At 40.1% G+C, this 16,094-nt stretch carries 16 protein-coding genes and 2 other annotated features; of the genes, 3 read left to right on the top strand and 13 right to left on the bottom strand.

Going from position 1 to position 16,094, the window contains the following annotated elements; translation table 11 throughout:
- Positions 1–3: 3 nt before the first annotated feature.
- From pheS to DEAC_RS20750, 10 genes are all read right to left on the bottom strand, one after another.
- Complete coding sequence (gene pheS, locus DEAC_RS20795) at positions 4–1,026, bottom strand: phenylalanine--tRNA ligase subunit alpha (protein WP_047812021.1); 1,023 nt, start codon at positions 1,024–1,026, stop codon at positions 4–6.
- Between the two features lie 413 nt (positions 1,027–1,439).
- A complete protein-coding gene (locus tag DEAC_RS20790) occupies positions 1,440–2,234 on the bottom strand; it encodes a TrmH family RNA methyltransferase (protein ID WP_047812013.1) in 795 nt (264 codons plus the stop codon).
- A 177-nt stretch (positions 2,235–2,411) separates the two neighbouring features.
- On the bottom strand, positions 2,412–2,771 hold the full coding sequence (gene rplT / locus DEAC_RS20785) for a 50S ribosomal protein L20 (protein WP_047812012.1): 360 nt from the start codon (positions 2,769–2,771) through the stop codon (positions 2,412–2,414).
- A 26-nt stretch (positions 2,772–2,797) separates the two neighbouring features.
- Positions 2,798–2,995, bottom strand: a complete 198-nt coding sequence (rpmI, locus tag DEAC_RS20780; protein WP_047812011.1) for a 50S ribosomal protein L35 — start codon at positions 2,993–2,995, stop codon at positions 2,798–2,800.
- 21 nt (positions 2,996–3,016) lie between these two features.
- Positions 3,017–3,532, bottom strand: a complete 516-nt coding sequence (gene infC / locus DEAC_RS20775) for a translation initiation factor IF-3 (protein WP_047812010.1) — start codon at positions 3,530–3,532, stop codon at positions 3,017–3,019.
- A 26-nt stretch (positions 3,533–3,558) separates the two neighbouring features.
- Positions 3,559–3,689, bottom strand: a sequence feature (ribosomal protein L20 leader region).
- A gap of 84 nt (positions 3,690–3,773) precedes the next feature.
- Positions 3,774–5,699, bottom strand: a complete 1,926-nt coding sequence (thrS, locus tag DEAC_RS20770) for a threonine--tRNA ligase (RefSeq protein WP_047812009.1) — start codon at positions 5,697–5,699, stop codon at positions 3,774–3,776.
- Positions 5,700–5,749: 50 nt separating this feature from the next.
- Positions 5,750–5,964, bottom strand: a binding site (T-box leader).
- A gap of 78 nt (positions 5,965–6,042) precedes the next feature.
- Positions 6,043–6,915 (bottom strand): putative sporulation protein YtxC, encoded by an 873-nt coding sequence (gene ytxC / locus DEAC_RS20765; RefSeq protein WP_047812008.1) that lies wholly within the window; start codon positions 6,913–6,915, stop codon positions 6,043–6,045.
- A 167-nt stretch (positions 6,916–7,082) separates the two neighbouring features.
- A complete protein-coding gene (locus DEAC_RS20760; protein WP_047812007.1) occupies positions 7,083–7,826 on the bottom strand; it encodes an MgtC/SapB family protein in 744 nt (247 codons plus the stop codon).
- Positions 7,827–8,211: 385 nt separating this feature from the next.
- Positions 8,212–9,066: a polyamine aminopropyltransferase gene (gene speE, locus DEAC_RS20755; RefSeq protein WP_047812006.1), complete on the bottom strand. Its 855-nt coding sequence runs from the start codon at positions 9,064–9,066 to the stop codon at positions 8,212–8,214.
- Between the two features lies 1 nt (position 9,067).
- Positions 9,068–10,522 (bottom strand): aminotransferase class I/II-fold pyridoxal phosphate-dependent enzyme, encoded by a 1,455-nt coding sequence (locus DEAC_RS20750; RefSeq protein ID WP_047812005.1) that lies wholly within the window; start codon positions 10,520–10,522, stop codon positions 9,068–9,070.
- A 256-nt stretch (positions 10,523–10,778) separates the two neighbouring features.
- Here DEAC_RS20750 and DEAC_RS20745 point away from each other — a divergent pair, with 256 nt between their 5' ends.
- Positions 10,779–11,255, top strand: a complete 477-nt coding sequence (locus DEAC_RS20745; protein ID WP_047812004.1) for a hypothetical protein — start codon at positions 10,779–10,781, stop codon at positions 11,253–11,255.
- Between the two features lie 307 nt (positions 11,256–11,562).
- Here DEAC_RS20745 and DEAC_RS20740 read toward each other — a convergent pair whose 3' ends face one another.
- Together DEAC_RS20740 and DEAC_RS20735 are read right to left on the bottom strand one after the other, a co-directional pair.
- Positions 11,563–12,618: a tyrosine-type recombinase/integrase gene (locus tag DEAC_RS20740; RefSeq protein ID WP_047812003.1), complete on the bottom strand. Its 1,056-nt coding sequence runs from the start codon at positions 12,616–12,618 to the stop codon at positions 11,563–11,565.
- Positions 12,608–12,844 carry a helix-turn-helix domain-containing protein gene (locus DEAC_RS20735; protein ID WP_047812002.1) on the bottom strand — a complete coding sequence of 79 codons (237 nt, stop codon included), beginning with the start codon at positions 12,842–12,844 and terminating at the stop codon, positions 12,608–12,610. The genes DEAC_RS20740 and DEAC_RS20735 overlap by 11 nt, the downstream gene beginning before the upstream one ends.
- 408 nt (positions 12,845–13,252) lie before the next feature.
- On the opposite strand from DEAC_RS20735, the gene DEAC_RS20730 reads away from it, so the two are divergent.
- Positions 13,253–14,665, top strand: coding sequence for a hypothetical protein (locus DEAC_RS20730; RefSeq protein WP_047812001.1), 1,413 nt, complete (start codon positions 13,253–13,255; stop codon positions 14,663–14,665).
- 247 nt (positions 14,666–14,912) lie between these two features.
- Here the strand turns inward: DEAC_RS20730 and DEAC_RS20725 are convergent, their stop codons facing one another.
- The gene (locus DEAC_RS20725; RefSeq protein WP_047812000.1) at positions 14,913–15,212 is read right to left on the bottom strand and encodes a stage V sporulation protein S; all 300 of its coding nucleotides are present in this window, start codon (positions 15,210–15,212) and stop codon (positions 14,913–14,915) included.
- A gap of 311 nt (positions 15,213–15,523) precedes the next feature.
- On the opposite strand from DEAC_RS20725, the gene DEAC_RS20720 reads away from it, so the two are divergent.
- Positions 15,524–16,094 (top strand): transposase (locus DEAC_RS20720; protein ID WP_047811999.1); only part of this gene is annotated, 571 nt, incomplete at its 3' end.

The raw sequence follows: 16,094 nt of genomic DNA, 5'->3' as shown, positions 1-16,094 counted from the left end.
CCCTTAAAACTGCTGCAAGAAGCGCAAATCATTATCAAAAAGAAGTCTCATGTCCTCAATGCCAAACTTCAGCATGGCGATTCTCTCAACGCCCATGCCGAAGGCAAAACCTGTGACCTCCTTCGGGTTATATCCGCCCATTTCCAGGACTTTCGGGTGAACCATTCCCGAACCTAAAATTTCAATCCACCCTGTTCCTTTGCAAAGGCGGCATCCCGCTCCTCCGCAAAGCATACAGGAAACATCGACTTCAGCGCTTGGCTCAGTAAATGGAAAAAAACTGGGCCGCAAGCGAATTTCGCGAGATTCGCCAAACATCTGCCTTGAAAAATTCAGCAAAATCCCCTTTAGATCGGACATCCGAATCCCTTGATCAACCATAAGTCCCTCAACTTGATGGAACATCGGAGAATGTGTGGCATCATCGTCATTTCGATAAACTGTCCCAGGAGCAATGACCTTCACCGGTAAATGAGGGTGAAGTTTTTCCATTGTCCGTATCTGAACAGGAGAAGTTTGAGTCCGCAGCAATATTTCTTCTGTGATATAAAAGGAATCCTGCATTTCCCGAGCTGGATGATCTTTAGGAAGGTTAAGCGCCTCGAAATTGTAATAATCCGATTCGATTTCCGGCCCCTCAGCGATCTGGAAGCCCATGCCCAGGAAAATATCCTCAATCTCTTCAACGACCTGAGTCAAGGGGTGATAATGTCCGCTGGCAACACGGCTGCCGGGCAAAGAAATGTCGATGCGCTCTGCAGCTAAACGCTTTTCCAGGGCAATAACTTCCAACTCCGCGCTTCGTTCTTCCCAGGCCTTTTCCAAGCGGCTGCGCATCTCATTAACAACTTGTCCCATCATTGGCCGTTCTTCCGGGCCTAAACTCCCCATCTGCCGCAGTAATGCGGTCAAGCTCCCTTTCTTCCCGAGCACTTTCACCTTAAGCTCTTGAAGAGCTTCCGAGTTATTTAATTGCTGCAATTCATGCAAGGCCTCTTCTCCAATGCGAAGTATTTCTTTCTTCAAGACAACCATCCTTTCCATTTTGCAAATTCCAAACTTTTTATAAATTTCTCATCAGTCATTGGCGCTCTTATCTCTATCTTTTAGTACGACGCTGTGATCAAGTAAAAATAAAAACGCCCAATCCCCATACAAAAGGGACGAGCGTCATTCTCGCGGTACCACCCTGGTTTGGCTAATTAAGCCACACTCATGTTCCGATAACGGCGGAAACCGGGCCTTCCTACAGATCAAAAAGCCGCTCCTGGGCGAAATTTAACCTCTTTTTCCAAGAGGAGGATACTTTCTTAGCAGGCTCACAGTCTTGGGCCCGCCTCCCTGTGAAGAAACAATCCTTTTTTACCCTATCATCGCTTTATAGATATAGCAAACTATCAACAAGAACTCAAGCTATTATAGCATAGAGCCCCTGTAAATTACAAGAAATCCCTTTGGCGTACTATCTCATAAAGAAGAATTCCCGTTGCCATGGCCACATTAAGTGATTCCACTTCCTGAGCCATGGGAATCGTAACTCTTTGAACATCCTCCCTTTGAAAGGTAAGGGATGGACCATTTCCTTCATTCCCCACAACCAAAGCTAAAGGTCCACTCGATACATTCGTCTCGTAAAGTGCTCTTCCTTTTGTATCTCCTAAAATTAACCGAAGACCCTGTTTGCAGCAAAAGCTTAACACTGCCTCCGGGGACAAGTCCGGGAGAAGGACTAAAGAAAAAAGGGCTCCCATAGTACTGCGCAGCACTTTGGGATTATAAATATCAACGGTTCCCGACGTTAAACAAACGTAACGAACTCCCGCCGCCAAGGCAGTACGGAGAATCGTCCCCAGATTTCCGGGGTCTTGAATTCCGTCCAAAACAAGCACTACTGATTTCCCATCAATATGTATATCGTCCCATGTATACCTTGTTTGATTTACAACCGCTAAAATGCCTTGCGGTTCCTCCGTCGCGCTCATTTTACGAAAAACCCGTTCATCCGTTTCCTCAAAGGGGATTTTTCGCTCTTGCAATTCTTCCCTTAGTTCTCTCCACTCAAATTGCTTTCCTTTTAAGCTAACGTACACCTTTTTTATGGGAGCATTCCTGCGCAAAGCTTCAGCAACAAACCGCCATCCTTCTATAACGTAGAGCTGTGTCTCTTCACGGACTTTACGCCGCTGCAAAGAGGCGATGAATTTAACCTGTTCATTTTGTAAGGATTCCAGCACCTTTCCACCTCCAAGACCTAGGGACCAGCTCCAGAGATAGATATAGTCTATCCATTGGCAGAGTCCTTTATAATCCCGTTTGACAATCCTCTCAAACCTTTACGCAGGAAACAAGAGAAGTGAAAGTCTTACGATTGGATAAAAAGAGGATGCTCGCGCATCCTCTTCACTTGGTAATTAGCCGTTAATTTGAACTTTAGCGACATTTGCAATTTCAGTAAATGCTGCTGCATCGCTAATTGCCAGTTCTGCCAGCATCTTACGGTTAACTGTTACCCCAGCCTTCTTCAAACCATTCATCAAGCGGCTGTAGGAAATACCATTCATACGTGCAGCTGCATTGATTCTGGCAATCCAAAGCTTACGGAAGTTTCCTTTGTTGTCTTTTCTATGAGCATAAGAATAGGCTAAGGATTTTAAAACTTGTTCATTCGCGGGGCGGTAAAGTTTACTTTTCCCTCCACGATAACCTTTCGCCAATTTTAAGATCTTTTTATGTCTATGATGTTTCGTCATGCCTTTTTTTACACGGGCCATCCCAAAAACCTCCTTTTAGTGCAACGTTATAGATAAACAATCAAGTTTTTGATTCTCTTGACATCAGATTGGTTCATAACCGCTGATTTACGTAAATTTCTTTTTCTTTTCTGAGACTTCTTCTCCAGAATGTGACTTGTAAAGCCGTGCATACGTACAACTTTACCTGTTCCAGTTTTCTTGAAGCGCTTAGCCGCACCACGGTGAGTTTTCATTTTAGGCATTTGAGTATCCCCCTCTCGGTATTAGTCATGTTTAACAGAAGCCAAAATCATAATCATATTGCGGCCCTCAAGTTTAGGATCACGCTCTATGCTAGACTCTGCTTTACAGAATTCTGCAAGTCTGAGACAAAGGGCTCTTCCTAGTTCCGGGTGAGTGACTTCCCGCCCGCGGAACATAATAGTAACCTTCACTTTATCCCCTTCGCTTAGAAACCGCTGAGCATTACGAGCCTTGGTTTCAAAGTCATGATCCTCAATATTGGGACGCAGCTTGACTTCCTTAATCTCCATGCTCTTTTGCTTTTTACGAGCTTCCTTGTCTTTCTTCGCTTGCTCATACTTATACTTGCCATAATCCATTAGTTTGCAGACCGGCGGCTTCGCCGTCGGTGCGATCTCTACGAGATCTAAAGACTTCTCGACTGCTAGGTTCAAGGCATCTCGAACCGCCATAATTCCAAGTTGTTCTCCTTCTTCCCCAACAAGACGGACCTCCCTAACCCGGATTTCGTCATTGAGTCTTAAGTCCTTGCTAATAAGAAACCACCCCCATTAAAACTTAGCACAATAGAAAAAGACGGATGAATACCACCCGTCTTCTAAACAATCATGAGCACGTATTAAGCCCAAGCCCAGAAGATACCTTACCGACTTTAGCCGTAAGGTGAGAAGCGGATGGCTTCTACTTGACAACGAATATTTTATATCAACTCTCAAACTTTGTCAACTTTTATCCGGTTTTTAAGCCCCGATGTTCAGCTTTAGCTGAACGAGTTCACTAAGCCAGAGCAGTTAAGAGCTTCTTATTTTTTATATCATCTTGGATAAGATTAACAAACGCATCTACAGTCATTTTCTCTCCGGCATCCCCTTGACCGTAACGACGTACAGCAACGGTATCCGACTCGGCTTCTTGATCTCCAACAACCAAGGTATAAGGAATCTTTTCAGTTTGAGCCTCACGGATTTTATAGCCAACTTTCTCTTTACGCTCGTCCGTTTCAACTCTTATATCTAATTCATTGAAACGGGCAGCTAATGCTTTGGCATAGCCCTGATGCCGCTCACTGATCGGCAAAATTCGAACCTGAACAGGTGCTAACCAGGTTGGAAAAGCTCCGGCATAATGTTCAGTCAAAAGTGCTATGAACCGTTCAATACTCCCATAGATCACGCGGTGAATCATAACCGGACGATGTTTTTGTCCGTCCTCGCCGACATAAGTTAGGTCGAATTTCTCCGGCATTTGGAAATCAAGCTGTATGGTGCCACACTGCCAAGTCCTATCCAGGCAGTCTTTAACGTGAAAATCAATCTTCGGCCCATAAAAAGCTCCATCGCCTTCATTGATCTTGTAATCCAAGCCTCTTTCCTCTAGGGCCTCTTGAAGCGCCCGAGTTGCAGCTTCCCAATCCTCATCTGAACCCATAGAGTCTTCAGGACGGGTGGACAGCTCTACATGATATTCAAAACCGAACACTTTGTAGAAGGTGTCTACTAGTTCAATAACCCCTAGAAGTTCCTCCTTAATCTGTGACGGAAGCATAAAAATGTGGGCATCATCTTGAGTGAAGTTTCTAACCCGCAGCAAACCATGGAGGGCACCCGATAGCTCATGGCGATGAACGAGTCCCAATTCTCCAACCCGCAGCGGCAAATCCCGATAACTACGCAATTTAGTTCGGTACATAATCATACCGCCCGGACAGTTCATAGGCTTAACTGCGAAATCCTGATCATCAATCTTCGTGAAATACATGTTTTCTTTATAATGATCCCAGTGACCGGATTGTTCCCAGAGAGACCGATTGAGAATAATCGGGGTCTTAATTTCTTGATAACCTCGCTTGCGATGTTCTTGTCTCCAGAAGTCCTCAAGAGCATTGCGCAAAACCATTCCTTTAGGATGGAAGAAGGGGAATCCAGGGCCTTCGTCATGAAGGCTGAAAAGGTCAAGCTCTAAGCCCAACTTACGATGATCACGGCGTTTGGCCTCTTCCAATTTGTATAGATAATCTTCGAGATCAGCTGCTTTAGCAAAGACTGTGCCGTAAATACGCTGCAACATCTTATTTTTCTCATTACCACGCCAATAGGCGCCTGCCAAACTCATGAGTTTAATTGCTTTAATAATTGAGGTTGATGGGATGTGGGGACCCGCACAAAGATCTGTAAAATTCCCCTGAGTATACATGGAAATAGTAGCATCTTCGGGAAGTCCTTCAATCAGTTCAACTTTATAATTTTCACCAAGTCTTTTAAAGTAGTCCAAAGCCTCGGTGCGCGATACTTCCTTACGCTGATACGTGTAGTTTTCCTTAGCCAGGCGTTTCATTTCTTTCTCGATTTTCTCGAGATCCTCAGGAGTAAACACATGCTCAGAATCGAAATCATAATAGAAGCCTTTGGCAATAGCTGGTCCTATCCCCAACTTTGTTCCAGGAAACAAATTTTCCACAGCTTGGGCCATTAGGTGAGATGTTGAATGTCGAAGAACCTCCAATCCCTCTTCGCTGTCCAGTGTGATGATCTCTACTGCCGCATTCTCCATGAGAGGATAAGAAAGATCTTTTAATTTGTCATTTACTTTTCCAGCAACAGCTGCTTTAGCTAAACCACGCGAGATAGCAGCAGCCAATTCTGCTATAGTCGTTCCTTGTTCAACCTCACGTATTGAACCATCTTTTAAAGTTACTTGAATCATTGCTATCACTCCTATAAAATTTCGATAAACGCAAAAAAGCTCTCGTCCCAACTAGGGACGAGAGCTTACTCCCGTGGTTCCACCCAACTGAAAGGATATCTCCTTCCACTCGATTACCCTTAACGCGGGAAACGGCAAAGCTTACTCATTTCAGCCCTGCACTCAAGGGTGGTCTTCACCTGAACCTTTGTGAGAAATGCTTACAGCCGCGGCATTCCTTCTCTAACACTTAAGATCAGGATACTCTCCCTTTCAGCGATTTAAAATAATTACTTTAGAAAAGGTTTATGACCCTAATATACCCAAGTCAATAGATTTATTATACAAAAACCATGCTTATTTGTCAAAAATCCTTACATAAAGAACAGCCGCTGCAATCACGAACTCTATCTCCAAAAACTTGCCTTATGGTCTGTAAAGTATCTTTATACCCATTATAACGAATGTGCAACGTAATCTGTCTTGGAGCTACTGCGATAAGCGAACTTACCAAGAGGTCTTCATAACCTAGCTCATGTAAATTATCCAGTTGATAATCTTCTAGGTAGTCGCGGGTTATATCTTCACCGTCCTCATTATAAAGATGGAACTCACCTTTCGAAGTCATTCCTACATGCAGGCTCTCTAATTGCGGTGTCTGGGTGTCGACGAAATGTTTCAGGAGCTGAATAAATTCCAGATATTCCTTTTCCACTATGTACTCTTCGATAGCAAACTCCACAGCTTTGCTGACATCATGCTTATATTCCTGAGCGCGAAAACTTAGAAAACCTTCAAGATCGAAAATCAAAGACTGATTAAGACAACTTAAAATTTGAGTTACAAGCTTTGTCTTACGGTTTATGCGATAGGCGCGATCTTGGCCCAAACCTTTATTCAAATATTCCAGTGCTTTATTTAGGATCTCTTGACCCTTATCATCAATTAAATATTTATTTTTTTTCAGGATTCCCCGTACATGTTCTTTCTCCCAGTGAAGCAAGATCGTTTCCGCTAAGGCATTTGCTAAATAATATCGCTGGATTTTCTGAACCATTTCTTCATTTTCAGTCCCCGCAAGAGACGAGGCAAGAAACCTACACAGAATTAACCAACGCTTTCCGTGTTGCTGCTCAATAATCTGTATAGGGAGACGTTCACGTTTACTCAATTCCCTTAAGGACTTACATATACTGTCATGGTATCTTTGCGTACCTAACTGCACGGAATGTTCCACTGGCACCCCTCCATATTAGAGTATATGACTCTAATGAAGCCATATTTCGATTGGGCCAATCTGTTAATACCTTTCAAACAAATATTTTCAAAAGGTAATTTGGACATTCCATACTATTTCCAATTTATAGCATTTTTATTCTCATTTAACCGGTACCTCAGTTTACATTACATTGAGCAATTGTCACTATCCTTCTGAGGCACTGATTTTTTACGTGGAAAAAGAGAGCGGATAGAGTCTCTATCATCGCTAAATTCTTGCTCTGCAGAATAAATCCCGTCAATTTCGTTAATATCTTCAATCAATTTTTCCATGTCGAGTTTGCGAAAAGGAGTTCTCAATTTAAACAGTATAACCGTTTTATTTTGTTCTTCTTTTTGCAGAATCATAGTGATATTTTGAGGAACAATGTTGTGAGACTCAATTACCCTGTTAATCTCTTTAACTCTGCACGTTCCATTAACAGCAACAACCTTAAGTGACGCACTATTTCTGAAAAAATAATTTTCTACTATGCGCTCTAGAGTGATAAACACCAAGAAGGTGACCAATGTAGCCGAAAAATAGAACCCGGCTCCAGTTGCCAAGCCAATGGCTGAGACAACCCATAGAGATGCTGCGGTTGTCAAGCCTCTGATCGATGTTTTGTCTCGCAAGATCGTACCAGCTCCTAAGAAACCAATCCCTGAGACAACTTGCGCAGCCAAGCGAGCAGGATCTTTGTTAACCGACGTGAAATTAGTAAAGCCGTACATTGATAAAATCATAATCAACGCTGAGCCTAAGCTTACTAAAATATGAGTTCTAAATCCTGCTGAACTATCATTTCGTTCTCGTTCGAGACCGACAATTCCTCCAAAAATACAAGCCAGCAATAACCTTAAAGCAATTTCATAATCCGTAATATGCACTGTTTTTCACATCCTTGCTGTGATTGTAATATTTATCACTTAATAACATAAATTAATGATTCAAGGGTGACACCTCATCCTATTACACTAGAACAGATTACATTAAAGCATGACTCCAAATCCTAGCTCAAATCTTTAATATTCCCATCAGGGAATAGATCAGATCTATTACTTTACTATTACTTCTGTTATGATTTCTCAAATCAAATATTCGTTACAATAGGTCTAATTCCTTTAATCTTATAAATTATTTTAATATTTTAATTACTAAATACTATGTAATTCTTTCGAGTAATGTAACCCCAAATACGTGAAAAGCTGTAACAAAATAAATTTGTTACAGCTTTTTTTCTATTATCCGGAAACATTGCTTCTCCCCGAAAACTTATTTCTCTTCGCTTCCCAAAAGCTCCTTTACGTACGTAGGAAGAGCAAAGCATCCTTTATGAATATCCGTATTATAATATTTCGTTTTAATTCCCAGTCTATTCCACGCTTGCTCATTTAAGTCCTTTACGGGATCATATATTTTGGAGGCAAATCCAAATAACCAATGTCCTGAAGGATATGTTGGAATATGCGCTTGATAGACTCTGCAAACAGGAAAGAATTCTTTAACACGTTTATGAGCTCTCTGCATTGATTTAGCATATTCAGCATAATAAGGGCTTTCGTGCTGATTGACCAAAATACCGTTCTCCTTAAGGGCCTTAAAGCAATTACCATAAAATTCTTTGGTAAAGAGACCTTCACCCGGTCCAAAAGGATCTGTAGAATCGACGATAATTAGATCGTACGCATTTTCTTTGGAGCGTACAAATTTTAACCCATCCTCAAAATATAGTTTTACTCGCGGATCGTTTAGTTTACAGGCAGTTTGCGGCAAATATTCCCTGCACACCTCAACAACCATTTTATCAATTTCAACCATATCAATTTGTTCAATTGAATTATAGCGAGTCAATTCTCTTACCGTTCCACCATCACCGGCCCCAATAACCAGAACATTCTTTGTGTTTAGGTTTGTCGCCATTGGAACATGAACAATCATATCATGATAGATAAATTCATCTTTTTCAGTAACCATCATTAAGCCGTCTAAAGTAAAAAATGTCCCAAATTCTTTAGAATGAAAAACATCTATCCTTTGAAATTCACTCTGACCTGTATACAGAGGTTTATCCACCTTAATAGAAAAACGAACATTATCCGTATGTTGTTCTGTATACCACAATTCCATGTTATTTTTCCTCCAATACTTTGATACTTTTAACCGACATATCCTCCGTCCCGGTTAGGAAACACCCCTTAGCCTTAGCATAGGAGATATAATCAATAATTTCATCGGTTATCCGTTCGCCTGGAGCTAAAATTGGAATACCCGGCGGGTAAGACATCACAAACTCTGCACATATATGTCCATCACTTTCCTTAAGTTCAACAGAACGCTGAGGCGAGTAAAAGGCTTGTTGTGGCGTCATTATGACATCAGGATTAATATATTCATGATCAAGCATTCCGGATTTGTCTTTTGTATAGAGTCGCTTAATTTCCGACAGAGATGATACAAGTCGTTCCAAAGCTAACTCGCGATCCCCGACAGAGATTATCGCTAATATATTGGCGATATCACCCAATTCAATCTGGATCCCGTAATCATCCCGCAAAATATCATAAACTTCTATCCCTGCCAGCCCTATCTCACGGGTGTAAACAGAAAGCTTAGTGTGATCAAAATCAAACACAGAATCTCCATTAATTAGTTCCTTCGAGAAAGCGTAGTAACCCCCAATTTTATTGATTTCATCTCTCGCATAGTTAGCCAGAGAGGATACCTTGTTGAAGATATTCTTTCCATCTAAGGCAAGATTACGTCTGGAAATATCCAGCGAAGACAAGAGCAAATAAGAGCCGCTGGTAGTCTGGGTTAAGTTAATCGTTTGCCGTACATGGCCTGTACTAAGGCGATCGCTTTTTAACAAGAACGAGCTTTGGGTTAGTGATCCGCCTGTTTTGTGCATACTGACCGCTGACATATCGGCGCCAACTGCCATTGCATTCACAGGCAAGTCAGAACCAAAATAAAAGTGAGTGCCATGGGCTTCATCAACTAGGACGTACATATTATGGGAATGGGCTAGTTCAGTAATAGTCTTTAAATCCGAACAAATACCATAATAGGTCGGATTATTAACAAAGATGGCCTTAGCGTCTGGATTTTCTTCAATTGCTCGCTTTACATCATCCACTGACATCCCTAAGGGTATTCCTAATTGTTTATTTACACCGGGGTTAACATATACAGGAATTGCTCCACTGATAATTAGTGCATTTATTGCACTTCTATGGACATTACGAGGCATAATTACTTTTTCGCCTTGCTTACATACGCTCATAATCATAGCCTGAACAGCAGCCGTAGTACCATTAACCATAAAGAATGCGTGATCTGCTCCAAAAGCATCTGCTGCTAATTCTTCTGCTTCTTTGATCACAGAAACAGGATGAACAAGATTATCAAGAGGCTTCATAGAGTTAACATCCACCGATAAGCACTGTTGTCCCAGAAACTTTACAAGTTCAGGATTTCCTCTGCCTTGCTTATGCCCTGGCACATCAAAGGGTACTACTCTCATTGATTGATAATTTTGCAATGCCTCATAAATGGGTGCCTTGCCTTGCCAAAGGGAATGCATGTAAAGCACCGCCTTTCCTACCTTATTCTGAAATTGTTGTCTTATGAAACGATTCCATTTTCCTGCAAAAAGAATAGAATTTCAACATCCCGATTAGCCTCACGAGGTTAAAATTATAAACATTAGAATAATATTCTTCTAAAAAACAACATTAATAGTATATTAAACATTATCAAAAATATCAACGAAGAGGCTTTTGTAAATTTAGAGAATATCATGTCAAATGATTCAAAAACTACCCAATGGAGGCTTAAGTATGATAAAAGTACGAAGTAAATTAATCTTAGGCATAATTTCAGGCCTTTTTGGCGAGCTGGCCATTATGTCGAGCAATTATCTGTTTGTTAAATTTGGTCTTGTAAAGCATTCCTTACATTCGATGTCACTTCAAGTCCTAAACTGCAAAAAACGTGTACTCAGAAACACAAAAAACGATATATGGTTACCGCATGTAATTAGTACGTTCTTTTGCACAACCGGAGGCATATTGATTACCTGTCTATTGTCCTTCAGCAAACGTTCTTGTATATTGAAAGGCTTTTTTATAGGAACATTAGGAGGCATAATTCCATATTTGTTTAGCCGTTTCAAGGTAGTTAAGGATATGAAAACATCGCTAAGCAAAATGATGTGTTTTCTTAGTCATGGTTTTTTTGGCTTAACAGTGGCAATGGTTATTAAATTTCTAGAAGAAACAAATTGCGGCAACAATCACCAATCACCTGAGAAATAAACAGATTCAAATTATGACCGTTCTCAGTTCACTTAAAGGTCCAAAATCGGGCATAGAAAAAGCCACAGGCGAGCTGGGGCTTCTTGTCTTGCATATGTTCAGTAAAGTTACATCACTATCGTGGACACAAAGGCATTCTTCCTTGTCTTTTGGGCTAAAATGGTTTTAATAGCTTCTATAAAAAATACAAAACTCGCTAAACAGCGAGTTTTTAACAAATTATGGTGGGTTTGAGAGGACTCGAACCTCTTACTTTTCCACCAAAGACTTGCTATCAGCGGGTTGTATTAATTTGTCTGCCATTTTGTCAGCCAAGTACCTTTGATGTGTCTCCTGTACGCAAAGCGTGTCCATAGATTCCTGCTGTGGTGGCGGGGCTTTGCCCCAAGAATCCTGCTACATAGATTAGGGACTCCCCTTTATCCAAAAGTATTGACCCCACCCCATGCCGAAGATCGTGCAAGCGAATGTTACGCAAATTAGCTTTCTTTAGGATTATTTTCTTGGCTTTAAATAGGACTTGATGTCTTAATGGTTCACCATCTTGACTCATAAATACAAAGTCGCTGTCGTTTGCATTTGTGCTGTTTTTTTGCTTTGTCAGTAATTGTATGGTTTCCAGATCCAAATTGATGGTTCGTTCACTATTTATTGTCTTGGTTTCCTTTTGGTTTCTGGATCTGGAATTAACAGATTCTACCACTTTGAGATAACCCTGAATTAGATCAATGTTGTGCCATTTGAGTCCTATGACCTCTCCGCATCTTAAACCTGTTAGAGCTAATAAACGTAGCGGTAGGTAATGCTTGTAATCTTTTGCTGTTTCCAAAAATAAAGTTAAATCTTGTTGATCCAACACGGGACGTTTTGTCCTTTGAATTTTTGGGGATTTGATGGAATCCATCAAATTTGGTTGTACTAGGTTTCGTTTTGCTCCCCAGTTAAGGACTCTGCGGAGGATTGCGTAGAAATTTTTGATGGTTCGAGGTTTTAGATTTTCGGCGTTCAGTTTATTAAGTCTGTCCTCTATTTGGTTGGTGTCCAGGGTATACAACATTAGATCTTCTACTAGCGGTCTGACCTTTTTTATCTGCTTTGCGTAGGTATCGAATGTGGATGGCTCTATTCCAATTTTAATACTGGATAGCCATTTATCAATTAATTCCCCTACATTCTTCGCCGACGCCTTCGATGACCCGATTTTGGATTTAAGGTCATGCTCTAACTCTTTCTCCCGCTTGTTGGCATCTGATTTTTTTGCAGCATAAAATGTCTCGTAGTAGTATTCTTTTTTGCCATTATTGTCCTTACCTAGGTAGACAGATATTGTCCAGCTATTATCTGCTCGTTTTTTAACTGACATTTGGTCTCCTCCCTCGTTTGGGAGGCTGTACATCACCACTACTATTATATTGTACCTCTACAACCCTGTCTATTAGTTCTTGGATTGATGAGGCAGGTATCCGTATTCTTCTTTCCGATAATCGAATAGCTTTTATCTTATTTTGATCTATTAATTCGTACACGTAATTTTTGCGGACGTGTAGTAATTCTGCGATTTCGGCTACTGTATAATATTTATTATCCATCTAATCCCTCCTTGGTTATTCAAGTACTTATATGTCTTAATGGCATTGTACTATTTTTGTTTTTTAAAAATCCACTTTTAGAATAACTCTAAATTAGAATATTTTTATAATATACTTGAACACTCCAAAAATCATTTTATATCATTTAATATGTACCCAGTTACATAGATAGAAAAAGAGTAAGGATGTGGTTTGGCGACAAATCCTTACTCTTGTTGGGGTTTGGTTTATTACAGTCATCTTATCTCTTAATTTGAAATTATGTCAAATATCTTTTGCACCCTCTATTTAATTTAAGATTCAGGGTGTTTTTTTATGCTTTGAATCATTGCTCCCTTAACTTGATTACGTTTTGCCTTCTGAGGGAATACTAATCCAAGGAAATTATCTCCATAGGAGGTAAGGACTATGCCAAAGCGTCGTGAAGATCACGAATATCTTTCAACACGCATCATGCAAATGTCAGAAAATCATACCTTATTAGAAATGGCCAGAATATTAAGCGACGAGACGAAAGGCAATATTTCAAAAAGCATCATTGCTCGTCACATGACACTTCTAAGAAAGGAAGGAAAAATCCAGTATAAAGACCGACCATGGACAGACGCAGAAGATGAAATATTGAAAAATCTAAACGAGCAAAGAACTGGTATTTCTGCAATAGCAGAAAAGCTAAATAGGTCAATAGCTTCCATACAATCTCGAATCTGTCAGAATAACTTGGCAAATAGGATGATTTCTGAGGAACAGTCTAAGGCAGTAATAAATTTATTACTTACTACGGATTTAAGTTTGACTGAAATTTCAATTATTACAGGTACTCCTTTTAATGCGGTAAGACATATTTGGAAAGGTATTAAACCACAAACGGCACAAATAAAAAGGCCCAATCCAAGCCGCAAAAATTCCACTTCGGTGGCCGAACAATATATCAGAAAACAACTAGAGGAGATATTTAGAAATCAAGTTGTTCCTAAAAAAAACAACCGTGATTGGAGTGGAGGAAGATATGAAATAGATATCCCTATCAAAACTCCCTATGGGAAGTTTGCAATAGAAGTAAATTCAAAGCTTCATGCGGATAGGAAGATGATAGACCGTTATAAGAGAAGATTAGCAGAAAAAGATCACTGGATATGGATACCATTATGGTTCTGGGATACTCCTAATAAAGCTAACCTTGATAGTGCTGTAGAAACTGTATTGAACATTATCCAAGAGAGAAGGGAGGAAGGATCAGATTATTATAATTGCTTTATTCAAGAAGTAACGGAACTAGAAAAGAGATATTATAACCCCCATGAATTGCTCTATGATTTAAAGGTCAATGTTAAATTCGGACCTTCTTGGGCAGATAAAGATAACGAAACTCTTATATTGAACTATGGGTTAATTTCTTTGAGCGAATTAAGCAAATTGTTATCAATTCCTAGGTCTAACGATGCCATGAAACACAAAGCTAAGCAACTTGGATTGGTAAAAAAACGAAAAATTTTTAATCCCGCAGAAGATGAAATAATAGCTAATTATTATCAAACTTTGCCCAAAGAAAATATAATTCAAATGTTGCAGGGGTGGAGCTGGCCCAGCATTATTTCAAGAGCTCATGTTTTAGGGATTAGAAGAAAAAATTTATGGTCCCCGGAAGAAAATGCTCTTCTTCAAAGTAAATATTCTAATGAGAGCCTTAAAAGTATCACCGAAAGTCTTCCCAACCATTCTTGGTTATCAATAGTATCCCAAGCTTCTCGCTTAAAGATAAAAAAAGACCAGTTAATAGAAGCGGAGAAACATTCCATCCCAAATATAGATAAAGATTAAGGCATCTTAAAGTCTTTTTTATGCCCCAATAGCACTTTGTGAAAAGTCCACCGTATTTCGATGGTTCATTATTAAATCTCACGACTTCATTCTCGATCAGCTGTTAGCTTCTTCTTAGTTCCTTCCAAAAAATTAGTATAGATAGTCCGAAATTCGGAGGTTATTCAGCAATCGCTAAATAACAGTGAAAAGAATATAACGTAGGGTATATGTAAGATGAGGGGGCAACCCCCTCGTCGTATTTGTTCTAATTCTCCCTTTGCTTCAGGATCCACCTAATACCCGTTTTTTCACTAACGCCGATAGTTGGCCCATCCAAACTAATATCGTGGAAAAAAGGATCTGCGTTTAACGCCTTACCCATCGTGGACAAAAGTCCCCTCAACATAATAATTACTTTGACTGCCACATAGTTCGGCAATACGCCAATACAATCTAGGTATACGGTCTTACCATCTTTTAAATATCCTGCAGTGGCTGTTTTCAATGCATGCGGAGCAGTCTGCCCACTCACTTTTAATGTTATTGTATTATTATCTCCATTCATCCTTTTACACTCCTTCGTCGTCTTAAAATATTTGTGTTCTATAATTGGAGTATATCTAAATATTTTTCGAGAATTCAAGTTTAATTTTTATGCTTTTCCAAACTCACTGTGCTTAAACTTTTTGCCGCCTAATTTTGTGAATATACATATGTGAATGGTAAACTAAACCATACACATTTACGCCAATGAAAGCATACAGGTTTCTGCCACAAAGCATACAACTTTTTGCCAACAACCATACAACTTAAATCAAATACAGCGATCGGACTTTGTTAGAATAGTGACTAGCAAAGAGGTCAGGAGCTGTTAGAATGAAAGGATTTAAGATGTATAAACAGATACAACAACTTAAAGAGATTGGATTCACTCGGTCTCGGACAGCCAAGCAGCTGAACATAAATCGAGAAACTGTAACACGGTATTGGAACATGACAGCGGATGAATTCGCCAAGCAGCTGTATAGCATTAACCGGGAACTGTTACTTTCAAACTATGAGGAAATTATCATCAACTGGTTGAAACAATATCCAACAATGACAGCCGCCCAAGTATGCGATTGGCTCAAGGAGCATTACAAAGAGGATATCAAGGAACGAACTGTCAGTCGTTATGTCAAAGGGTTACGAGAGGAATATAATCTGAAAAAATCCAATCATCCCAGGGATTATGAGGCTGTAGAAGAGCTCCCAATGGGGCAGCAGTTACAGGTGGACTTTGGTGAAAAGTGGATGCAATCCATTGATGGGCAGCGTGTAAAGATTCGCTTTGCAGCCTTTGTACTCGCTCACGCACGTTACAAATGGGCATTCTTTCAAACTCGGCCATTCACAACAAGCGATCTGGTTTCAAGCTGTCATGAGTGCTTTAGATATATAGGTGGGA

It is taken from the genome of Desulfosporosinus acididurans (genome assembly GCF_001029285.1).
Taxonomy (GTDB): domain Bacteria; phylum Bacillota; class Desulfitobacteriia; order Desulfitobacteriales; family Desulfitobacteriaceae; genus Desulfosporosinus; species Desulfosporosinus acididurans.
The sequence above is the reverse complement of the archived record's forward strand: the minus strand, read 5'-3'. Positions and strand labels throughout refer to the sequence as shown.